This is a genomic window from Bifidobacterium psychraerophilum, assembly GCF_000741705.1.
In the GTDB taxonomy this organism is placed as follows: domain Bacteria; phylum Actinomycetota; class Actinomycetes; order Actinomycetales; family Bifidobacteriaceae; genus Bombiscardovia; species Bombiscardovia psychraerophila.
In genome coordinates this window covers 386,801-408,400 of the sequence record NZ_JGZI01000009.1, presented here as the reverse complement: position 1 = coordinate 408,400, position 21,600 = coordinate 386,801, and the positions used below count along the sequence as shown (strand labels likewise).

General features: G+C 57.3%; 18 protein-coding genes and 2 tRNA genes. 11 read left to right on the top strand and 9 right to left on the bottom strand.

The annotated features are described in order from the left end of the window. Nucleotides 1–107: 107 nt before the first annotated feature. The 7 genes from BPSY_RS05670 to BPSY_RS05640 form a co-directional block, all read right to left on the bottom strand. Entirely contained in the window at nucleotides 108–614 is a 507-nt protein-coding gene (locus tag BPSY_RS05670; protein ID WP_152596772.1) for a hypothetical protein, read from the bottom strand. Nucleotides 615–802: 188 nt separating this feature from the next. After that, entirely contained in the window at nucleotides 803–1,513 is a 711-nt protein-coding gene (locus tag BPSY_RS05665; RefSeq protein ID WP_034886682.1) for a hypothetical protein, read from the bottom strand. Nucleotides 1,514–1,622: 109 nt separating this feature from the next. Further along, nucleotides 1,623–5,435 (bottom strand): GH32 C-terminal domain-containing protein, encoded by a 3,813-nt coding sequence (locus BPSY_RS11010; protein ID WP_162178440.1) that lies wholly within the window; start codon nucleotides 5,433–5,435, stop codon nucleotides 1,623–1,625. A 238-nt stretch (nucleotides 5,436–5,673) separates the two neighbouring features. After that, a complete protein-coding gene (locus BPSY_RS05655; protein ID WP_033494867.1) occupies nucleotides 5,674–6,762 on the bottom strand; it encodes a substrate-binding domain-containing protein in 1,089 nt (362 codons plus the stop codon). Between the two features lie 85 nt (nucleotides 6,763–6,847). After that, the gene (locus tag BPSY_RS05650; protein ID WP_033494866.1) at nucleotides 6,848–8,071 is read right to left on the bottom strand and encodes a sugar ABC transporter permease; all 1,224 of its coding nucleotides are present in this window, start codon (nucleotides 8,069–8,071) and stop codon (nucleotides 6,848–6,850) included. A 72-nt stretch (nucleotides 8,072–8,143) separates the two neighbouring features. Beyond that, complete coding sequence (locus tag BPSY_RS05645; protein ID WP_033494864.1) at nucleotides 8,144–9,694, bottom strand: ATP-binding cassette domain-containing protein; 1,551 nt, start codon at nucleotides 9,692–9,694, stop codon at nucleotides 8,144–8,146. Between the two features lie 391 nt (nucleotides 9,695–10,085). After that, nucleotides 10,086–10,805 carry a FadR/GntR family transcriptional regulator gene (locus BPSY_RS05640; RefSeq protein WP_033494862.1) on the bottom strand — a complete coding sequence of 240 codons (720 nt, stop codon included), beginning with the start codon at nucleotides 10,803–10,805 and terminating at the stop codon, nucleotides 10,086–10,088. A gap of 186 nt (nucleotides 10,806–10,991) precedes the next feature. On the opposite strand from BPSY_RS05640, the gene BPSY_RS05635 reads away from it, so the two are divergent. From BPSY_RS05635 to BPSY_RS05610, 6 genes are all read left to right on the top strand, one after another. Continuing rightward, nucleotides 10,992–11,537: a gluconokinase gene (locus BPSY_RS05635; protein ID WP_033494860.1), complete on the top strand. Its 546-nt coding sequence runs from the start codon at nucleotides 10,992–10,994 to the stop codon at nucleotides 11,535–11,537. 62 nt (nucleotides 11,538–11,599) lie between these two features. Next, nucleotides 11,600–12,928: a GntP family permease gene (locus tag BPSY_RS05630; RefSeq protein ID WP_033494857.1), complete on the top strand. Its 1,329-nt coding sequence runs from the start codon at nucleotides 11,600–11,602 to the stop codon at nucleotides 12,926–12,928. A gap of 52 nt (nucleotides 12,929–12,980) precedes the next feature. Then, a complete protein-coding gene (gene gnd, locus BPSY_RS05625; protein ID WP_033494855.1) occupies nucleotides 12,981–13,856 on the top strand; it encodes a phosphogluconate dehydrogenase (NAD(+)-dependent, decarboxylating) in 876 nt (291 codons plus the stop codon). 106 nt (nucleotides 13,857–13,962) lie between these two features. Then, nucleotides 13,963–14,036 (top strand) — tRNA-Asp (locus BPSY_RS05620). A 51-nt stretch (nucleotides 14,037–14,087) separates the two neighbouring features. Beyond that, nucleotides 14,088–14,160 (top strand) — tRNA-Phe (locus tag BPSY_RS05615). Between the two features lie 211 nt (nucleotides 14,161–14,371). Beyond that, nucleotides 14,372–14,689, top strand: a complete 318-nt coding sequence (locus BPSY_RS05610; protein ID WP_033494853.1) for a hypothetical protein — start codon at nucleotides 14,372–14,374, stop codon at nucleotides 14,687–14,689. Between the two features lie 375 nt (nucleotides 14,690–15,064). On the opposite strand, the gene BPSY_RS05605 is transcribed toward BPSY_RS05610, so the two are convergent. Both BPSY_RS05605 and BPSY_RS05600 read right to left on the bottom strand, forming a co-directional pair. Beyond that, nucleotides 15,065–16,255: a M20 family metallopeptidase gene (locus BPSY_RS05605; RefSeq protein ID WP_052118872.1), complete on the bottom strand. Its 1,191-nt coding sequence runs from the start codon at nucleotides 16,253–16,255 to the stop codon at nucleotides 15,065–15,067. A 4-nt stretch (nucleotides 16,256–16,259) separates the two neighbouring features. Next, on the bottom strand, nucleotides 16,260–17,273 hold the full coding sequence (locus BPSY_RS05600; protein WP_033495081.1) for a LacI family DNA-binding transcriptional regulator: 1,014 nt from the start codon (nucleotides 17,271–17,273) through the stop codon (nucleotides 16,260–16,262). A 218-nt stretch (nucleotides 17,274–17,491) separates the two neighbouring features. Between BPSY_RS05600 and BPSY_RS05595 the strand changes: the two genes are divergently transcribed. The 5 genes from BPSY_RS05595 to BPSY_RS05575 are packed head-to-tail and all read left to right on the top strand — an operon-like array spanning nucleotide 17,492 to nucleotide 21,587. Next, the gene (locus tag BPSY_RS05595) at nucleotides 17,492–18,514 is read left to right on the top strand and encodes an ABC transporter substrate-binding protein (protein ID WP_202961778.1); all 1,023 of its coding nucleotides are present in this window, start codon (nucleotides 17,492–17,494) and stop codon (nucleotides 18,512–18,514) included. Nucleotides 18,515–18,521: 7 nt separating this feature from the next. Continuing rightward, nucleotides 18,522–19,265, top strand: a complete 744-nt coding sequence (locus BPSY_RS05590) for a glutamine amidotransferase (RefSeq protein WP_033494852.1) — start codon at nucleotides 18,522–18,524, stop codon at nucleotides 19,263–19,265. Nucleotides 19,266–19,277: 12 nt separating this feature from the next. Further along, entirely contained in the window at nucleotides 19,278–19,958 is a 681-nt protein-coding gene (locus tag BPSY_RS05585; RefSeq protein WP_033494850.1) for a M24 family metallopeptidase, read from the top strand. A 5-nt stretch (nucleotides 19,959–19,963) separates the two neighbouring features. Continuing rightward, complete coding sequence (locus BPSY_RS05580; protein WP_033495077.1) at nucleotides 19,964–20,731, top strand: ABC transporter ATP-binding protein; 768 nt, start codon at nucleotides 19,964–19,966, stop codon at nucleotides 20,729–20,731. Beyond that, nucleotides 20,724–21,587, top strand: a complete 864-nt coding sequence (locus BPSY_RS05575) for an ABC transporter permease (RefSeq protein ID WP_051921742.1) — start codon at nucleotides 20,724–20,726, stop codon at nucleotides 21,585–21,587. The genes BPSY_RS05580 and BPSY_RS05575 overlap by 8 nt, the downstream gene beginning before the upstream one ends. Nucleotides 21,588–21,600: the final 13 nt, after the last annotated feature.

Here is a 21,600-nt window from a genome sequence, read left to right as displayed (position 1 = left end):
CGGTAAATCGGTCATTTGAAAATCATCGATTCGCATGGGCATCCACCCGCTCGTCGCTCTCGGCTCCGGATGGTGGCGCCCTGCCACCCCATATGGCTTGCTCTGCACTAAGGGATGTTCTTGTGCCGGACCTCCTTTCGAGACGCTCGCCGCCGCAATGATGCGAGGGCTACTCCTGTTACAGTCAGCAAGGATGCAGTCCAGACGAACACGAGATACGGAGCGCCGGTCGAAGCAAGAGACCAGACGGGACCCTCTTCGATCGCTTCACCATCAGCAGCCTCTTGAACCGTGAACATCCATCGGATATGAAGCCGTCGATTCCTCATCTCATCCCCGGCACCGGCATCCAAGTGGAGCACCGCCTTCAAGCTGCAACCAGCGGCTGACGGCCTGAGGCATGTGAAGGACCAGTCGGCAAGTTGCCGCAATGACATGCCCGTAGCGATCACACTGCCGTCACCTTGGAGAAGGTCGATGCTCACCCTCTGATTCAAATCGCTGTCCACACCCGAAATATCAAGGATTTCGAAGTCGATTCCGGCCTGCTGATACCCCACCGCGCCGCTGGACATCAGCCATTCGATCGATTCGCCCGGTAAAGGCATCCCCATATTTATGGATGCATCGACCCGATCTGCCTGAGCGCTCGATGGCGGATATGCATACGTACGAGCCGTCACACCGAAAGCCCCCACGAGAACACAGGCAAGAATCGCGAGCGCCAGTGCGCGTTTTCGTATCATCACCACATAAGAGGATGCAATCGTTCGAGAGGCATCCGCTTGAATCCGACCGGCAGTCATCGTTGCACCCCCTCGAAGAGCAGTTGCGGGATGACGCGAGCGTTCCTCGGTATGGCGTATCCCTTGTCAAGGATTTCTCGACGAAGAGATACGCCCACGTGACAGAGCGCCGCATCATCAGGCGCAAGAATCCTTCCGATGCCTTTTTTCGCCATTCGCCACGCTTCGTCACCAGGCACATCCGAAAACAGGACCGCGCCATCGCATTCAAGTGTGAATTGCGATTGCTCGAAGAGATTCAGCCTTGGATCGGAACGGTGGGCATCCATCAGTGTCACTTGGATTCCGGCCGATGAGGCAAAGGAAACGTTCTTCACCGCTACCGAAGTCCACACCACGGTGCCGGGAATCAGCAGCTCCGGCGATTCAGGAACATCGATGACGTATGGCGCATCCTTACCTTGCTCCCAGCTCACCGTGCCACTCACGTCAGGAGACCATTCGGGATCAGAGGAACCGCTCACCATGATGTCGAAGGAACCGGAACCCAGGGCGTTGATGACCACATCCCCGAACACCCGATAGTTGCTGTTTGCAGTCGAGATGGCAACGACGCCCGCGAATAGCCACAACAGGACCAGCAGCGCCCAGGGCACAGTCGTCAACGCCTTGTTCCGCCGGTCACCGCGCGGCCTTCTCGTCTTATCGACGGAAGGCTTGCGGCCACGACTCCGCGACCTTGCGCTGTCTACACTGAATATCATCATCCTCACCTCCTCACGGCACCAGCATGGGATATCACAGAAGAGCCATAATCCTTTCCGGGCACATCCACCGTGTAATGGACGGCGTCTCGGTCGACCGGGGTGCGGAATCCTACAGGCGGATAACCAGGGCGTTATAGGCATCCATCAGATCGCAGTAGGCGAGATCAACCGCATCCTGCGTCGCCAGGCCATTCGCCTTGACGCTGTTCGCGACTGCAAGCATGGCATTCATCGGATCCCAGGTCGCTGCAGTGAACTTTGCCTGTTTCGCCAGCTTCGCCAGGGCAATCATCGTGTTCAGCTGCGTTTTATCCACCGGAGCGTCAGGCAGTCCGACCGCGGCAACGATCACGCTGAAAACAGCCGTCACGGCCTTCTTCGATCCCATGACCGATATCGTCAAAGGTTTTGCACCAGCCGTGGCGGCGTTGAATCCGATTATCTGATACTCCGAGGCTTGCAAGAGACGTGTGGTGTCGTCTTCCAAGGTCGCGGTTACCGTCAGCCCGGTTGGATCGAAAGCGAGCGTTCCTATGGCATAGCTACGCTTCGTCGGAAGCGTGGTTATCACTATGGATTTCACGGGCGAATCGCTTGCTTCCGGCTCCGACGCTTCGACGGTGATCTGGAATGTCGTCGTGATGCTTTCCTCGGCGTTCAGGACCACAGTCACATGACGTGTTCCAGGCGTGCTGAAATCGAAGTCGAAACCATACTCCGAGACTTCCAACACACGACGGGTACCGTTCGACAACTGCGCAGTGACTTCAAGTCCTGCCGTATCAATCTCGGTATCGCTGCTCCGATAGATGGTTTTCGTCGGCTGAGCGGTGACCGCAATGGAGGACACGGTCGCCTCTGGAAGTTGATTGCTCGCCCAGATACCCTGTAAAGGATAGATTTCCACATCAGCCCCGATATCGCCGTTTGCCGCCCACAGGTTCAGACCTTGCCATGACTCTTCCGGCAATACCTGGACGGAAGCGGCCATCGTGTAATCGTCGGCGAAGACCTCCACCGATGATCGATCCACGAAGATATGCAACGTGACGCTTCCGTCCTCCGCGGCTTTCACGGATACCTGTTGCGCATAATCCTTGAAACTGTCGGAAACATACACGGCATGCGCGTTCTCGCGATTCACTGCCAGCGTTTTTGTCGACCAGTTGTATGTGATCGACGTGCCTTTGCTGAAGTCATCCTTCATCAACACGACAACACCGGCTTCAGTGGCCCCTGCCTGCGGGCTCAGCTTCACGGTCATTTCGTACTGATTACCGGTAAAACCTGCCATTGGGTTCGCCCCACCAGGGGAAAGCGTATAACTGCCGGACTTGGCATGGGTTCCCATACGAAGAGTCCGATAGGCATCGATTGGCGTGCTGGTGAGCAGATACTTACCGCTGGAATCCTTGGTCAGACCCATCTTGAGCTGCAGATCGAAACTGCCATTGAAATGCTGACCTGCGTTCATCAAAGCCGGAGCGACCTTATTGCAGTAATCCTCCCACGTGTTCATCCATTGGATGGCGATGACCTCTGGATTGGCTTCGCCGGCAAGGAATTCACCTTGGTAATAGGTCTGTGCCGCATAAGCGTCACGGGCCAGATTCATCACCCCATCTGCATCGTTGCCGGCATAGGCGTAATCCGGGACGAAAGCCCACTTGCCTGCGACCTGCTTGAAATCACCGATTTTGTAGGTGCGGCCACCACGGCTGAGCACCCACTTGTACACTGTGGTCTCGCCGTCATCGAATGGCAGCATGAACAGATCCGGGCATTCGGTGTGCAAGTCGCCGTACAGCGTTTCGGGCTGCCAATCGACAAGATTCTGCGAAGAATAGATACGCAAGGGACCACCGGCAATCACCATGAACCAAGTGCCCTGATAACGGAAGACCTTGGGATCACGGAAATCCTGGTTGTTCAGACCGTCTTCAGACCAATCCTTGACGATACCTTCATGCTTGTTCCAGTTGTCACCGTCTTTACTGGACGCCACCATGACACGCTGCCCGTTGCCGTCAGCGGTGATGATGGCCACCAGACAATCCTGGGCGTAACCTTCACCGCAGAGCCCGGAAGCATTGCCTGCATCCACGACCGCGCTGCCGGAGAACATCGCTCCATACTCATCCGGGTAGAAGGTAATGGGCTTGTCCTCCCAATGGATCAGATCCGAGCTGACAGCATGGGCCCAGTGCATCGGGCCCCAGACAGTATCGTTATAGAACTGGTAGAAGAGGTGATACTCGCCATTGAAGTACACCATTCCATTGGGATCGTTCGCCCATCCTTCTTTGACGGAGTAATGGTATTGACTGCGGTATGTCTCGTCGTAATACGATACCGCCGGATCATAGCGATGCACCATCAATCGATACACGAGCTTGGCACCGTCGCCTTCGGTCTCGATGGTGAAGACATTCCTCCCAACGGCGACGGGGAGATCAGTGAGCCCGACGGTCTGGCCTTCCGCATTCCTGACCGTCACGCCGGTGCCCGCATTCTTCACGGGTGCAGCTATATCGATATTGCCGGTATCGGCGCTGACGTATTGAATATACACATATTGATCGGGGTCAAAAGGAGTAGGTGCTTCGGCAGTACCGGACCCCCTGGCGCTCACATTCAAAGCGCTCAACCGCGGCGAATTCTGCTCGGTGATGGCTTGATACGTCAGATCGGAGTAACTGACATCACCATTGAAGGTCAGTAATCCTATCCTGCCGTCAAGATACGCATCATTCTGCCCGAAAATCGTCATCCCCACTCCGGCATCCTCCGCATGCCCCACACCACGAAGCAGGTAGTCAGCCGTATTGAACGCCAATGCACCGTCGATATACACCACGACATGTTTGCCGATGGCATGCACTTCGATGGTGTAGCTCGCCTTCCTGCCAACATCCAGGTCGGTCTGCAGGTCAATGGCGTTGCCATTCTCGAACTTGAACAGCCTGGCCTTGCCGCTGTCGTAATTGACGTTGGCGGCATACGAGCAATTACCGGTCGTACAGGACGGGGTCACTCCCCCTGCGGCCCGGAACACCATTGTTGCCGCACCGCGAGGCTGGTTAAAGGTCACCGTCGAGCTGTACACGCCATCACTGAAGGTATTCGCATCCGAGTAGAGGAAGGAATCATGAAGGCCTGTGCCTTCGAGATTGGAGATACCACGGATACCGTCATTGGTATATTCCCAGTATCCGCTGCTGTAGTTGAAAGGGCCCAGTCCGGTATTGTCGAAGCCTTCAGGCGCGTGTGTGCCGGAACCGGACAGCTCTCGATATTCGATATTGCTGAAGACGGCACCGGAATCCCAAGTCAGCAGACCCAACGTGCCACCATCCCAGACACTGCCGTTTGCGGTGAGATCGCCTGAAAGCTGATATCCACCATCCAATTCAGCACCTATGTTGGTGATGGCGTAGTTGAATCTGCCGTTCTCGCTGACCTGCAATCGCAGATGCACTGCGTCATCGAAATCCAAAGCGGACCAGTCGCCGCCCGGCACCACCCATTCCTGAAGACCCTGCCCGGGTGATACCCGGAATACGCGCGATTTATTGGACTCGGCATCCTTGTCAAAGTTTGCGGCATACCAAGTGCTGTTGCCTGGATCACCGGCCTCCTGAACGCCGAACAGCAGAGCGGCGCTACGGCTGCCAACATCGCGGAGCGCCACATCAGCCTCATAAACGAAGGCCTTGGCGTTTGACGGACTGTCATCCCATGTAATGAAATGATCGCCGGGTTGTTGAGGAACGGATATCTCGTTGTTGTTTGCGATCAGTGAAGCACCACCCGGTCGATCAGTGAAATCCGTGGCCGTCTGCGCCGTAGCAGTACCCACGAATCCGGCTCCGATGCACAAAACCGCAACACCCGCAATCGCAGATGTCATGAATCGTTTCATTCTATTGCTCCTTCCAATACCACTGAAGTTGTTCATCATTGAATAGCGAGTAAGCATGAGGAGGATTGCTGCAAGGCCATCATCACCGTTGACGATCCGTGCGTCGGCGAGAGCCGGAATATATTCGCATACCATGCATTCCGGCTCTCGCCTGTTTCATCTCTGTTGGTCGGGGGAATCCACAACTGCACCGATAATGCTCGGGGCGTCTATAGTCACCACTGACCACTGTTGACTGTTATTTGAGCAGTGCCATACGATCGGGATCATCCGCGAAGACCTGCTTCGCGTTGTCCCTGGTCACCACCACAGGCGAGAGCTCATAGAGAGGCACCTCGATGGAACCGTTGTCGGCCTTGTAATCAGCCGCGGGAAGCTCCTTGCCCTGCTGCAGGGCCTGAATGAGTTCAACGCTTTTGGCGACCAGGGCGTCGGTCGGCTTCGCGACAGTCGACCATTGCTTGCCTTCCCATACCCAAGTCACCGATTCGTTCTCGGCATCCAATCCGGTAACCACTGGGATATCCTGACCCGCCTGCTTGCACGCGGTTATGATCGCACGCGCTATGCCGTCATTCGGGGAAAGGACACCATCGATCTTCTTATCGGAATAGTTTCCGGAAAGCAGAGAATCCATACGCTGCTGGGCCTTGCTGTTATCCCAGTCCGGTGTGGCGACCTGGGTGAATTCGACTTGGCCGGATACGACGGTGAGTGTGCCGTCATCGATTTTCGGCTGCAACACCGACATGGCACCCTTGAAGAAGTTCGGAGCATTGGGGTCCGCGGGACCGCCGCCGAAGAGTTCGATGTTGTACGGACCATCGCCTTTCTTCGCCTTGAGACCTTCCAGCAAGGACTCTGCCTGCAGCTCGCCTGTCCTGACTGAGCCGAACTGGACAACGGCATCAACGGCATCCGTATTCTCGATCAGACGGTCATACCCGATTATTGAGACGCCTGCCTCCTTCGCCTTGCTGAGCACCGACCCAAGCTGCGTGCCATCGATCGGACCGACGACGATCACCTTCGCACCCTGCTCGATCATCGCCTCAATCTGTTGTTGCTGCTGGGGGACCTTCTGATCGGCCGCCTGAATCAGCGGCTTGAAACCTGACGCCGTCAACTGATCGTTGAACATGGTCTCGGCTTCTTTCCAATTCTGGGTGCCAAGCCACGGCAACGAAACGCCGATGGTCGCATCGGCTGCGAAACCTTTCCCTCCCGATACCTTGGCGTCATCGGAACGGCTGCCGCCGCCACAAGCCGCCAGAGTGCCTACTGCCAGTATTGCCGCGATCGCTGTAACTACTTTCCTGACCTTCATCTGTCTTCCTTTCTATTTCCATTACTTTTGCTTCGCACTTCGCATGAATCGCTTCAGCATTGAAGCGTGCGATGGTCCGCTGCGGTCACTTGTCCTTCTTCTGGAAGGACTCCATGATTTTCCCGATGATCGATGGCCGTCCTTGTTGTTTGTTCAGCGCATCAATCGCCACTGCCAGCAGCAATACCAAACCTTTGATGACCTGGGTCTTGTCGGCCCCCACGCCCATGAGCATGAGCCCGGAATTCAACACCGCAATCAGCACACCGCCGACCATGGTCGCCATAATCGTGCCGACGCCTCCCGAAACCGCCGCCCCTCCGATGAATACGGCGGAGATCGCATCAAGCTCCCAGTTCGTTCCGTCACCCGGACCCGCGGCGGTGGCTCTTCCCAGGAACATCACGCCTGCCAGAGCGGCCAGGAAGGACATATTGGCCATCGCCGCGAAGTAGGTTCTCGATACGTTAACGCCGGAGAGCGCGGCTGCCTGCTTGTTGCCCCCGACCGCATACAGGTGACGGCCGAAACGCGTGCGCTCAGTGACGATGTGGTAGATGACGATCAGCGCGACGAGAACCAATCCCGGAATCGGGAAAGAGGTTCCCGGGCGGCCGGATCCGAAGAGCCATGTGACATAGGCGATAACCACACCGCCACCGATGGTCCTCACCAGCGTTGGCCACAGTGCGGGATTCGCTCCTACAGCACCACGCTTCGCCTTCTGGTATGCGCTGAGCTGCGACCAGACCAGGAGCCCTATCGCCACCAATCCCAGCAGAAGCGTGGAATTATTCATATTCGTCCATGCCGGACCCCATTCAGGAAGATATCCGGCACCAAAGAACTGCAACTCCTTGGGAGCGGGAACCGAAATCGAACCCGAGAGCCAGATGACCGCACCACGGAAGATCATCATTCCCGCAAGTGTTGAGATGAAGCCGGGTATACCCATTTTGGAGAGCCAGAACCCCTGCCAGGCACCGATGGCAAGACCCAGAGCGAAGCCCAGCAACACTGCCAGGTACCAGGGAAGATGCAGATCCCGCGCCGACATCGCCACCACCATGGCGACGAAACCTGCGACCGAGCCCACAGACAAATCGATCTGCCCTATGACGATGACCATCAGCATACCGATGGCGAGAATCAGCACGTAGGCATTGCCCGAAATCAGGTTCTGCATATTGGAGGAGGTCAGCATTCTGCCTCCGGATATGATGTGGAACCCGATCAGGAGCACGAGCAGCGCAAGCACCATGGGTATTTGACGCAGATCGTTGCCGAGTACCTGCTTCAGATATTTCATGCGAATAAACCTCTCTCTATTAACAACTGGGAATGGGGAATCACTACGACGACCCTGAATATGCAATAGGTGTCAGGCGACCAAGGTGGTGGTCATCAGACGCATCAGGGATTCCTGGTCCGCATCCTGCGTATTCATTTCACCGGAGATGCGCCCCTCGCAGATGGTGTAGATCCTGTCGGTCATGCCGAGGATTTCGGGGAGCTCGGAGGATATGAAGATCACGGCCTTGCCTTCGTCAGCCAATTGATGGACGAGTTTGTATATTTCGTATTTCGCACCGACATCAATGCCTCTGGTCGGTTCATCAAGAATCAATACATCGGGATTGGGGAACATCCATTTTGAAAGCACCACCTTCTGCTGGTTGCCTCCGGACAGCGTGGAGACTCCCACATCGACTGCTTGCGCCTTGATTCGCAAGCTGTCACGGAATTTCTCTGCCACACTGCGCTGCTTCGAAAAATCAATCAGACGATGGGTCAGGATCTCACGCATATTCGCGGAGACCGTGGTCTCCTCGATACTGTCCAGAAGATTGAGGCCGAGGAGTTTGCGATCTTCCGGCACATATGCCAGACCGTTCCTGATCGCTTCGCTCACCGAGCGGAAAACCGTTTTCCTGCCTCTGATCGTGATGGATCCGCCCCTGTATATGCCATAGTTCCTGCCGAAGAGCGAACGGGCCATCTCCGTGCGACCGGCACCCATAAGCCCTGCAAAGCCGACAATCTCCCCGGCTCTGATATTGAAGTCGATATGGTCGCACAACAGGCGCCCCGGGACATTGGGATCTTCGACCGTCCAGTCCTCGACTTTGAAGATGACATCACCGATCGATGGCTGATGCTCCGGATAACGGTTGTCGAGCGACCGCCCCACCATCGCGCGAATGATGGTGTCTTCATCCACATGCCCGTCATCAACCGATATACGGTCGACGGTTTTCCCATCACGGATCACGGTGATCGAGTCGGAAATCTCAGCGATCTCATTGAGCTTATGGGAAATCATGATGCAGGTGATTCCCTTGCTGCGCAGCGACCGCATCAAATCCAGCAGATTCGCGGAATCCTCCTCGTTCAATGCCGATGTGGGTTCATCCAGGATCAGCAGGCTCACGTTCTTGGATAATGCCTTGGCTATCTCGACGAGTTGCTGCTGACCGACACCGAGATTCTTGATCGGGGTGGAAGGGTCCGCTTCCAGCCCCACACGCGCCAGCAGATCGCGGGTACGCATCTGCGTGTTCTGCCAGTCGATGAGCCCTGCGGACATCAGCTCGTTGCCAAGGAAGATGTTCTCCGCTATCGAGAGCTCGGGGATCAGGGCCAACTCCTGATGGATGATGACGATTCCCGATCGCTCTGACTCCTTGATGGTAGCGAATTTCGCCACCTGGCCGGAGAATACGACGTCTCCCGTGTAAGTGCCATAGGGATACACCCCGGACAGCACCTTCATCAGCGTTGATTTTCCCGCTCCGTTCTCACCGCAGATGGCGTGGACCTCTCCTCTTTTCACCTCCAAGGTGACTTTATCGAGCGCCCGGACACCAGTGAATTCTTTGGTGATTCCCTTCATCTCCAAGATATTGTCTCGTGTCGCAACATTTGAGGACATCTCCCTCTCCTTTCCCGCACATCGTTGAACCGGATTGCAGTGCAGTGAGCGAAAGCCTTGAGGATCGGTCTTCTCCGCCCGAGCCACGGTCTTCAACTCTGAAAACAAGTCTGTATGTATAAATTATCACTTCTTGTTAACTATGCTAATTCATTAACGACGTTATGCAAAAAATTCGACACACCGACAATTGCGACAATGGCCGCCGCCGTTGCCTTCAGGAATCCAAGAAGCCACCACGGCCCGAGGCATAGGACCCGTTCCAAGCGTGATTACCCGCACCCAGGGTTTGAAGGGCTGCATGCCAAAGCCTGCCCCGTACCGAGCTGGAGCGGGGATACGAAAGGGACGACATTGTCCCAGACGGCGGACTCAGAACAAGGAAGCGGCGCTAGATACTGCTGGAGACCGCCTCATCGACCTCGTCGACGATGCGTCTCATACCTTCCCTGGCCATCGCGGCATCACCCTTGACAATGCCGTCGGCCACCTCCTGATGAGCGTCCAAGGCTTCGGGTTCGGGCTTTTGGGGGTACATGCCGATCTCGACCCTGCCACGGAGGATCGTGGAGACGATGTCCGCAAGGGCTGCGAAGAGTTCATTCCCGCTGTATTTGAGCAGTAGGGAGTGGAATTCAATATCCAGTTGATGGAATTCCTCCAGGTGCCCGGACTCCCCCATATTTCGCATCTGCACGGCCAGAACGCCGATTTTGGTACGGACATCCACCGGTGCGTTGGTCGCCGCTCCGGCCGCAGCTGCCGGTTCGACGGCCAGGCGCAGCTCCGTCAGCGATATCAACTGATCGCGTCGTTGATTCGAATGGAGTTTCCAGTTGACGACCTCCGGATTCAGCGCGGCCCACAGATCGACGGGCTGGGCGACGATCCCGAGGCGCTTCTTGACCTGCACGGCGCCCACGGATTCGAGCTGCCGGGCCACCTCTCTAGCCACGGTCCTGGAAATCGAGAAGCGTCGCTGCATGTCTTCCAGGGTGATGGCCTTGCCTGTCTCCCAACGCCCTTCAAGGATGTCGATGGCAAGCTCCTCCGCCACCGGCATATGCATCAGCACCGATCCCTCGGATTTCTCTTCCCCATACTTCGTCATAGCTTAGAGACTACCAATGAGGGTAAAACATGTGATGTAGATCATTAAGTACTCTTTTTAATTTGATTGGTACTACTTATTCGACTACACTTATTGCTTGTAATCGATGACGGATTCCCGGCGCAGTCGCCCACATCTCCGGCATCACAGGTACTGCAATGAAGCAGAAGGCAGGTAAGGTCAACGATGGTTAGTCAGACACAGCTAAACAATCATCCGGTGCATGTCGTGGTGATGGGCGTGGCGGGTTGCGGCAAGTCGACGGTCGCCGAGGCGATACGCGACAGACTCGGATTCACCATGGCGGAAGGCGACGATTTCCACCCGGAAGCCAATATTCGCAAGATGTCCCAAGGCATCCCCCTCACCGACGAGGACCGTCGCCCCTGGCTGGAAGTGATCAACCGGTGGATGCTCGGACGGCAGAGCCTGGGCGAATCCACTGTGGTTTCAAGCTCCGCCCTGAAACGCTCATACCGTGACATCCTGCGCAAGGACGTGCCCGTGTTCTTCGTGCATCTCGTCGGCTCCCAGGAACTCATCCAGGATCGGCTTTCACAGCGCAAAGGCCACTTCATGCCGCCGTCCCTGCTCCCCAGTCAATTCGCGATCCTCGAACCCTTGCAGGAGGACGAACCCGGCATTGAGGTATCCGTGGCAGGAAGCCAGGAGGACATGGTCGAGCGCGCCATCGAAGCCGTCAAGGAGCACGCCGCCAAGGAAGAGGCGTGAGTTGTCGCACGCCCACCCATCCATACAACACCGCATCTCATTGAACACAAAGGAGTGATTCCATGAACCTCATTATTGCCGCGATAGTCGGCATCATCGTCATCGTACTGTTGATCTCAGTGGTCAAACTGCATCCTTTCCTCGCGCTGATGATCGGTTCATTCGTCATGGCCGTAAGCGCGGGAATCAGCTATGACAAATCCTTCACCAGCTTCACCGATGGATTGGGGTCCACAGTATCCAGCGTGGGCATCCTGATCGCATTGGGAGGCATCATCGGCACGCTGCTCACCGTCTCAGGAGGTGCCGATGTGATCGTCGACACGATCCTGAGCAGAACACCCTCGCACCTGCTCCCCTGGGCCATGGCGCTGATCGCATTCGCGGTGGGCATCCCACTGTTCTTCGAGGTCGGCGTGGTCATCCTCATCCCCGTGGTGATCTTCGCCGCCCACAGAGCGAACAAACCCGTGATCCTGCTCGGCATTCCGGCCTTGGCTGGTCTTTCCACCCTGCATGCATTCCTGCCACCGCATCCCGGACCGCTGGCGGCCATCAGCGCCCTGAACGCCAACCTCGGACTCACACTCGGTCTCGGTCTGCTCGTCGCCATCCCGACGGTCATCATCTCGGGCCCGCTGCTGGCCAAAGTCATGGTCCGCTGGGTCCCCATCATGGCCCCGGACAATACAAAGGTGGCCGAAACCGCGGAATCGCAGAGCAGCAAACCTTCATTCGGTGCGGCGCTCAGCGTCATTCTGCTTCCCGTGGTATTGATGCTTGCGGGCAGCATCATCGACCTGACCGGGCAGACCGGCAATACCATCGGCAGATTCTTCGTCTTCATCGGTCAGCCCCTGGAGGCGCTGCTGATCACCACACTCGTCGCCATGATCGTGCTCGGAACCATGCACGGAGCGGGACGCGACAAGCTGAACTCGATCGTCGGAACATCCATAGGCTCCGTTTCCGGCATCCTGCTCATCGTCGGCGCCGGCGGTGGCTTCAAACAGACACTGGTTGATTCGGGCATAGGTGATGTCATCGCCCAGGGGATCACCAGCTCCTCACTGAACCCACTGATCGCCGGATGGCTTGTCGCCGTGCTCATCCGCGTTGCCACCGGCTCGGCAACCGTTGCCACGGTAACCGCCTCGGGCATCATGGTCCCACTGGCAACAGGACTCAGCCCGACACACCTCTGCCTGCTCGTCCTTGCCATCGGCGCCGGATCGGTGATCTTCTCGCACCTCAACGACGCTGGTTTCTGGCTGGTCAAGGAATATTTCGGCATGAGCGTAGGCCAGACCTTCAAAACCTGGACACTGATGGAAACCGTGCTCTCCGTCGTCGGACTCATATTCACGCTGCTGCTTTCGCTCGTCGTCTAAGCGTCCGCAACACTCCACCACACTGAACAACACCGATGGGAAAGAGGAAACAATGCAACTCGGCATGATTGGACTAGGCCGCATGGGCGGCAATATGGCTTCACGCATCCGCGAAGCCGGACACAGCATCGTGGGATTCGACCGCGCCCCTGATTCGGGACGGGATGTGGCCTCACTGGAGGATCTGGTATCCGCATTGGCCGCACCACGCGTCATCTGGGTCATGCTCCCGGCAGGAGCGCCGACCGATTCCACAATCACGGCACTCGCCTCCCTGCTGGCTCCCGGGGATCTGGTGATCGATGGGGGCAACACCCGATTCATCGATGACAAGGCACATGCCGAAGAGCTCGGAGCACGTGGCGTGCATTTCCTGGAGGTCGGGGTTTCAGGAGGTGTCTGGGGCCCCAAAAACGGCTATGCACTGATGGCCGGCGGCGAGCAGGAGGATTTCGATCGCGCCCTGCCGATATTCGAGGCGCTGAAACCGGCAGGTGAAGCGGGACTGGTGCTCGCGGGACCCGTCGGGGCAGGTCATTTCTCCAAGATGGTGCACAATGGCATCGAATACGGCATGATGCAGGCACTTGGTGAGGGCTACGCCACACTGAAGCACAGTGAGCTGATCGGCAATCCCTCGGAGGTCATCGCCTCCTGGCGCGCTGGCAGCGTCGTGCAGTCGTGGCTGCTGGATCTGCTGACCATCGCTCTCGAGCAGGATCCTGATCTGGATTCGATGCCCCCCGTGGCTAACGAATCCGGTGAAGCGCGTTGGATGGTCGAGGTGGCGCTGGAACTGGGCGTACCCGTCCCGGCAACCACAGCGGCACTGTTCGCACGCCAGACCTCCCGTGGTGGCAGCGACGACGCACTGAAGGTCGTCTCCGCGCTTCGCGGCCAATTTGGCGGACATATCACTGAAAAATAGCCCTTTCCCACCGGCATGCGACACGCCGAACCGCGCAAAAGCGGCTTGAGTTTGCATGTCGCGCAGTTTCTTGTAAGATATCCACTTGGCTGCTTTTTGCGGCCACGGCCCCGTAGCTCAGTTGGTTAGAGCGCCGCCCTGTCACGGCGGAGGTCACCGGTTCAAGTCCGGCCGGGGTCGCTTGAGTAGTAATAGGAAACCCGGTTCGCCGGGTTTTTTCGACTATTCAATGGCTCTGTAGCTCAGTTGGTAGAGCGAGCGACTGAAAATCGCTAGGTCAGCGGATCGATGCCGCTCGGAGCCACTGGAAAGAACCCCTCGCCGACCGGCAACAGTCGCGTGAGGGGTTCTTCATATCACTGCCGGACTCATATCCCCTCGACGGGCCAGCCAGCGCATTAATACTTCCCAAATACTTCTTCAACATTCGTCAAATAGTCCTTCCGTATATTCGGGCATACCGAGGAAGCCGAATCCCAACAGGCACAGATTCCGGGGAATGCAAGGGGAACAAGATGGACGACCTGGCCATGACGGTGGATGACCAACGCACCGTGAACGCGATGTGGAAGGGACATCTGCGCCAGCAACGCAGAGCGATCAGAAAGGCACGGATCAAGGAACGCAAGGCGCGCATGCCTGGTCTCATCCTCTCAAGCGTGTTGTTCACCATAGGCGCGATGAACATGGGAGCCGGGCTCTCCCTGATTCTCCAGCAGTCCAACACGGGCGACGGTCTTCACCTCGCGGCCTTCGGCATCGCCGCCGCGCTGCTGGCCGTTCTCACCAACTACTTCATCACCAGACGACGCTTCAAGCCCGTAGGGTCCTGAGATGCCACCCTCATGGAGACGGCTGGACGAAAGCCCGGGAAGTGCACAGCTCGAACAGAATGTGACCGACAGACGGAACACCACGAAAACAGGTCTCACAGCACCGGAGGATCCATTCTCGCACCATCAGGCCCTTCGTCGGCGTGCAGGCTTTCACAGACCCAGCAATGGAAGCGCGACCCCTGGCCGGGAACCCTGTCACAGGGCTTGATGCGTTTACCGAAAGGGCACTCGTCATCATCGTGGTAGAACTTGGAACGCATGCCATAAGCTACATAGAACGGATCGCACCTCATCGTGTCCACCCCCTTTGGCTGCCTTGCCTCCATTCTACAGGAACAGCACAGGAAGCGCCGGGATATGGCAGTCACCGTTTCATTGGATATCCGCGGATTCAGGGGTCTCTCGACACCCTTCGGGTGCACATGCATCCACCAGGGATTGCGCATAGCGCTCAGCCATATGGCAGATCGCAGGAATCTCTATGGATTCATCGATGGTATGCATTTCAGAGGACTCGCCGGGACCCCAGATCACGATCGGAATTCCCGGAAGAGCCTTCGTGATAATCGATGCATCCGTGTAGCAGAAGCATGGCTCGGAATCGACGGGGCCCGAGAGCTTCCCCAGCCACGGATCGGATCGGTCTGTGCTCACCGGAGAGAGCAGCAGATGCCGCGTAACCTGGGAAATCCCCTCCTGCCCCTCCCACCAGTCGGTGATATCGTCAACATCATCCGAAACGATCCTGTAATCGATAATCCCTGTGGCACGGTCGGGCACCAGATTCGGAGACTCTCCACCGGCCCTCACCACTCCGAGATTCCAGCTCTCCTTACCAAGAAAAGGATCGGATCTGAGCTTCGGCCCCTGACCTTCCCGGCAGAGTGCGATGCAGTCCATCAGGCGGTAGATGGCGGAAACACCGAGTTCCGGGGTGCTGCCATGGGCCGCCTTGCCCGTCGCCGTCACCTCGATCCAATAGGCTCCGCGATGGCCGAGTCTGATTCTCCCCTCGGTCGGCTCGCAAACGATGATTCCCGCCGGTCTTTCGATGCCCCTGAGGTAATCGATCTGGGATTCGGCACCGGCGGAACCGCTCTCCTCATCGGAGGTGAACAGAATCTCCGCCCCTATCCCGTGAGAGGCAAGGCTGCGTAGGGCCAGGCACAAGGAGACGATAGGACCCTTCATATCGCAGGATCCTCTGCCGAAATACCGACCGTCCTTCTCGCCGTCCGTCCCCCAGGGATCGTGCGCCCACATGTCCTCCATCCCGATAGGAACCACATCGAGATGACATGCGAAGAGGACGCGGCCCGCCGGAGACGGCTGCCCATCGATGCGCACATGCGCGAAGGGGTGCTGCCCCGATTCGCATCCCTGATAGTGAAGCAATGAATACCCCGGCAGTGTGCCCAGCCAATCAAGCAGAAAATCGAGAAAGCGTCGCTGCTCCCGATGGCCGTCGGCGCCGCTTACGCTGCGGAAGGACAGCATCCGTCGCAGCAGATCAGCCGCGTCATCCTCCGGTACCGCCATGCCGTCCCCTTTCCTCTTCTTCATCGCATCACAAGGATTCACGCCGCACCAATGAGGGTGCGAGCGACATGCGCACGGGTACCGCGGATGCCTTCGCCGCACCGGATAGGATGTGCCATGCCTCCATCGCCATTTCCAACGTGGGCTGCCTGATCGTGGTCAACTTTGGTGTCGCGAGTTCCGCGAACGGGGTGTCATCGAAACCGGAGACCGCGATCTGATCGGGGATCGACAGCCCGGCGTTGTGAAAGGCGTTCATCGCTCCGAGTGCGATCAGATCACTGGTGCAGACCACGGCCTGCGGCAGATCACCCGCATCGAGAAGCCTCTTCGCGGCACGGGATCCCCACTCCAGGGAGTGGGTCCCCAGCATGGTCCATTCCTCTTTCGTGCGCACACCCGCTTTCGCCACATGTTTCTGGAACATCCCGAAACGGTCGTCCGCGGATGAATCGGTCAGTTCCGATCCGAAGAAGGCCACGCTTTCATGCCCCTGCTCGACCAGGCGATCGACTATCAGCTGCATGGCGTAATCGTCATCGACCCCCACCCAGCTGAGATTCACCGCATCCATCCTCTGATCGATCTGCACGACGGGTATCTCCGAAGCGGCCTTCAGCAGGGAGGAACGGCTTCTGGTCTTGTCACAGGGCACGATGGCGATACCCATCACATGCTGGCTGATCAAAGTCTCGATTTTCGACTTTTCGATCTGCGGATCATTGTTGGATGAGCATATGAACAGGTTGTATCCCTCACGGCTGACCTGATGCTCGATGTTCTCGGCAAGAGAGGCGAAGAAGGGGTTCTCCATCGTGGGAATGACCAAACCCACGGTAAGCGAGTTCTGCGACCGCAAGGCGCTGGCAAAGGGATTCCTGGAATAGTTCAACTCTTTCGATGCCTGCAGCACCCTGCTTTCGACGAGATCGTGCTTACTCCGTTTGCCGGAGAGCACGCGTGAAACGGTCGCCACCGAGACTTGTGCGAGTTGAGCCACATCGGCAATAGAAACTTTGTCCGCAACATCAACTTTTTCCATAATGAAACGCATTCTAACAAGTTCGGGGCTTTCGGCATTCCAGGGATCGCACGCCTCCCCTGACCGGCAACATGAGGCGAAAATCCTGAAAACATTTACCCAAATACATTAACATGACAGAATTTTCTGATTTTTTCCTCGTAACAAAGTTGAAATAGCAACGAAACCATTGACTTATATCTTTTCGATTTGAGAAAACGATTACAGAAATGGAGAACATGATGCTTCCCACCAAAAGAATCCTCGGAGCTGTATTATCCGTGACGGCAATCGTGAGTCTTACCGCGTGCGGAGGTGGCAGCACAGGCTCCTCCTCCGAGTCAGGGCTCACCACGATCAAGATGGTTCAGGAATGGCCTACCGGGGATGCGCAGTGGATCCCTTGGGTCGTCGCGAAGGAAAAGGGATATTACAAGGCGGCCGGTATCGATCTTGATATTCAGGTGCCCCCGAATACCGCGGCGACCATGCAATATCTGGGAACGGGACGTTCCGACATCGCCTTTTCCGGCACCATTGACGTGGTTTCCGCCGTAGGGCAGGACGCCCCGGTGACCAGCATCGCGAGATACGGGAATCTGAACAACGGCGGCATCTTCGCGTTGAAGGGCAATCCCACGGATCCCAAGGAACTCGTCGGCAAGACGATCGGCACCTATGGTGACGCATGGAGCAAGGCGCAGCTTGAGATCATGTTCAAACACGCAGGTCTCTCACTGGACGACGTCAAACTCGTCACAGCCACCGATGATGATGTTCCGCTGCTGATGGAGAAAAAAGTGGACGCCATCACCGGCACGCAGATGGCCGAAGGTTCGGAACTGAGTTCCCTTGGTGTCTCCGACTACGAATTCACCTACAGCAAGGACTTCGGCGTGCCGAACGCACCGGTCCTCAATATCGCGGCGAATACGACATGGCTCAAGAACAACAAGGCCCTGGGCGAGAAATTCATGCAGGCGACCGTCAAAGGACTCAACTACGCCCGTTCGCATCCCGACGAGGCCGTAAGCATCTTCCTGAAGAACTACCCGAAAGCGGAGACCAAAGCCTTCGCCACACAACAGTGGAAGGATGTCTCGACCCTGTTCGGCCCGAGCTCCACTGAAGTGACCGTCTCCGACCTCGCTCAGGAGAGTGCCGTCTGGAAGGAGCTGGTCACCGCAGCCAAGCAGTACAAGGTCAGCGATCAGAGCAAAGCGGTATCCGAATACTTCAGCAACGATCTCGTCAAGGAGTGATGCATCCATGAAAGTACTGCTTGTCGGGGAATCCTGGACCACATTCTCCACCCATGTCAAAGGTTTCGACACCTTCACCACATCGGTGTATGAAGAGGGCGGCACCGAATTCATCAAAGCGGTGAGATCCCACGGCGATGAGTTGGACTTCATGCCCAACCATCTCGCGCCGACGGAGTTCCCCACCACACTCGAGCAGCTCAGCGGGTACGACGCCGTGGTCCTCAGCGACATCGGCGCAAACACCCTGCTGCTGCCACCCGCGGTTTTCGTTGGGCAGCAACGTTTCCCGAATCGGCTCAAACTGCTTGAACAGTGGGTCATATCCGGAGGCAATCTGATGATGGTAGGCGGTTATCTCAGCTTCCAAGGCATCGAAGGCAAAGCGAATTACCACAACAGCCCGATCGAGCAGCTGCTGCCCGTCACGATGCAAACAGGTGACGACCGGGTCGAATCCCCCGAGGGACTTCATCCGAAGGTGGAGAATAACGAGTTCTTCACCGGCATCGACGATGAGTGGCCCTGCATCCTCGGATACCAATCCGTCAGACCCAAAGATGACAGCGATCTGATCCTCTCCGTCGAGGAGACCGGAGATCCTCTGCTCGTCGTGGGCCGATACGGACAAGGGCGCACCGCCGCATTCACCAGCGATATGGGCCCGCACTGGCTATCAGCGGAATTCATGGGGTGGAAACACTACCCCGCATTGTGGAATGCAATCCTGACCTGGATGACCCAACGCTAAGGACGCCAAATCATGTCGACAGAATATACATCAAGCCTGAGCAACACACCTCCCCCAGGGCTTGTGGAGGCCCAGCACATCGCCGTCACCGCCGCCGAACAGACAGTCGCCACAGCCTGCGCGGGTGAAAGCGAGCAAGCGGTATTTGACCATCTCGAAGCGTATGCACGCTCATTGGGTGCGGTCGATTTCTGGACCCCCACCATCGTGGGCTTCGGGCCCGGCTCGCTGAGCTGCTTCCCGACCGACAGACCGAGCGATCGCCCACTGTGGGATCTGGACATCGGGCACGTCGATGTCCATCCCGTCACCGCGGATGGCTGGTGGGGCGATTGCACGCGGAGCATAGTGACCGGGGCGCACCCGCGGCATCATGAACTGCTGAAGACCGTGACCGATATCCACAATGAGGTCCTGTCCTCACTGAAACCCGGCATGCGTGCCTGTGACGCCTTTGCGATCTTCGAAACATTGCTGGACAACACGCCATACAGGCTCCTGGACAGGCTTGAGAACATCGGCCATTCCCTCGACAGGGGCGATTCATACAGCAACGGATACCTGAACCGCTGGAACAACACGGTCATGACCGGGGCCTGGGCTTTCGAACCCTTCATAGGCACCCATCTGTACGGCGGAAAGGTCGAAGACGTCGTGTGGTTCGGCCCCGATTCATGCACAATACTGAGGTGATCGATATGTCACATAAACTCAACATCGAGAACGTGTCCAAGCAGTACGCGGGAACGTATGCGCTGGCACCCACCAACCTCACCGTTTCGGATGGCGAGTTCATCACGATCGTCGGCCCCTCCGGTTGCGGCAAAAGCACCCTATTCAACATCATCTCCGGAGTCCTGAACCCCACCGAGGGCGATGTGCTGATCGACGAGAAGGATGTGACGAACGCACCTGGCCATGTCGGGTACATGATGCAGAAGGACCTGCTGCTCCCCTGGAAGTCGACATTCGAGAACATCCTTCTGGGTATCTCGCTGACACGGAAAGCGAGCAAGGAGGAGCAGGAGCGGGCGGCGACGTTGGCCGAACGATACGGTCTGGGAACATTCCTCAACAACTTCCCGCACACCATGAGCGGCGGCATGCGACAGCGCGCCGCCTTCCTGCGCACGCTGATGTTCAACAAGGATGTGCTGCTGCTGGATGAGCCCTTCGGCGCCTTGGACAGCCAGACGCGATTCTCGATGCAGCAATGGCTGCTCGATGTCTGGAGCGAGCAGCGACGGACCATCCTCTTCATCACCCATGACGTTGAGGAGGCGGTGTTCCTGGCGGATCGGGTTGTCGTGATGTCACCTCGCCCCGGCAGGATCGAAGAGATCATTCCCATTGAGATCGAACGCCCACGCGAACGTGGAATATTGACCTCCGAAGCGTTCATCGCATACAAACGCCAGATACTCGACCTCATCTACACGGACCCGGATCGGAGTGACCATGAGTGACATGTCCCAGACAACAAGCAGGGAAGACAGACCCGAGAAATCGAAATTCATCTATCCGGTCATCTCAATAGGAGCCCTGTTCCTGTTGTGGTGGGCCGCTATCAAGGTGTTCAGCATCCCTGCGTATGTGCTGCCGACACCGGAGGCCACCTTCGCGGCCATCATCGAGGACTGGCCCGAACTCTGGTCGGGATTCCTGGTGACCGGGCAGGTTTTCCTCTTTGGATTCATCATCGGATCGGTCTCAGGATTCCTGCTGGCCATATGCATGGCGAATTCGAAGCTGCTGAACCGTCTGCTCTATCCGATAATGATCGTCAGCCAGGCCATCCCCGTCATCGCCATCGGTGCCGCTCTGGTCATCTGGCTGGGCTTCGGCATAGCGCCGAAACTCGTGATCGTGGCGCTGGTCGTATTCTTCCCCGTGCTGGTGAATGTGCTCGATGGTCTGAATACGGTGGATAAGGACATGCTTGATCTGACCAAGGCGATGGGAGCCAGCTGGTTCATGACCTTCAAGCAGGTGCAGCTTCCGGCCACCTATGTGCCGCTCTTCTCCGCACTGAAGATGTCCGCGACCTTCAGCGTGACCGGAGCCGTCCTTGCGGAACAGACGGCCTCGAGCCAGGGAGGTCTTGGGCAATACATGATGGCCCAGGCCTCTCGCCTGAACACGCAGGGTACCTTCGCGGCGATCATTCTGTTCGCGGCGATGGGTCTGATCGCCTTCTTCCTGGTTTCGATATGGGAGAAAGCCTCGACGCCGTGGCGCAGAAAGGCCATCGTGCCGACGCGCCGCAGATTCACAGCCGCCCATGCAACATCCGCAAGCACATCATCGGCAGCTCAGCGATAAGAAAGGGACCTGC

Coding starts and splice junctions, on each gene's coding strand:
- BPSY_RS05605 (WP_052118872.1), bottom strand. CDS start 16,255: ATGAAGAAGAGGAAAGGGGACGGCATGGCGGTACCGGAGGATGACGCG.
- BPSY_RS05655 (WP_033494867.1), bottom strand. CDS start 6,762: ATGAAGGTCAGGAAAGTAGTTACAGCGATCGCGGCAATACTGGCAGTA.
- BPSY_RS05635 (WP_033494860.1), top strand. CDS start 10,992: ATGGTTAGTCAGACACAGCTAAACAATCATCCGGTGCATGTCGTGGTG.
- BPSY_RS05630 (WP_033494857.1), top strand. CDS start 11,600: ATGAACCTCATTATTGCCGCGATAGTCGGCATCATCGTCATCGTACTG.
- BPSY_RS05645 (WP_033494864.1), bottom strand. CDS start 9,694: ATGTCCTCAAATGTTGCGACACGAGACAATATCTTGGAGATGAAGGGA.
- BPSY_RS05585 (WP_033494850.1), top strand. CDS start 19,278: ATGTCGACAGAATATACATCAAGCCTGAGCAACACACCTCCCCCAGGG.
- BPSY_RS05610 (WP_033494853.1), top strand. CDS start 14,372: ATGGACGACCTGGCCATGACGGTGGATGACCAACGCACCGTGAACGCG.
- BPSY_RS05640 (WP_033494862.1), bottom strand. CDS start 10,805: ATGACGAAGTATGGGGAAGAGAAATCCGAGGGATCGGTGCTGATGCAT.
- BPSY_RS05600 (WP_033495081.1), bottom strand. CDS start 17,273: ATGGAAAAAGTTGATGTTGCGGACAAAGTTTCTATTGCCGATGTGGCT.
- gnd (WP_033494855.1), top strand. CDS start 12,981: ATGCAACTCGGCATGATTGGACTAGGCCGCATGGGCGGCAATATGGCT.
- BPSY_RS05595 (WP_202961778.1), top strand. CDS start 17,492: ATGATGCTTCCCACCAAAAGAATCCTCGGAGCTGTATTATCCGTGACG.
- BPSY_RS05670 (WP_152596772.1), bottom strand. CDS start 614: ATGGGGATGCCTTTACCGGGCGAATCGATCGAATGGCTGATGTCCAGC.
- BPSY_RS05580 (WP_033495077.1), top strand. CDS start 19,964: ATGTCACATAAACTCAACATCGAGAACGTGTCCAAGCAGTACGCGGGA.
- BPSY_RS05590 (WP_033494852.1), top strand. CDS start 18,522: ATGAAAGTACTGCTTGTCGGGGAATCCTGGACCACATTCTCCACCCAT.
- BPSY_RS05665 (WP_034886682.1), bottom strand. CDS start 1,513: ATGATGATATTCAGTGTAGACAGCGCAAGGTCGCGGAGTCGTGGCCGC.
- BPSY_RS05650 (WP_033494866.1), bottom strand. CDS start 8,071: ATGAAATATCTGAAGCAGGTACTCGGCAACGATCTGCGTCAAATACCC.
- BPSY_RS05575 (WP_051921742.1), top strand. CDS start 20,724: ATGAGTGACATGTCCCAGACAACAAGCAGGGAAGACAGACCCGAGAAA.
- BPSY_RS11010 (WP_162178440.1), bottom strand. CDS start 5,435: ATGAAACGATTCATGACATCTGCGATTGCGGGTGTTGCGGTTTTGTGC.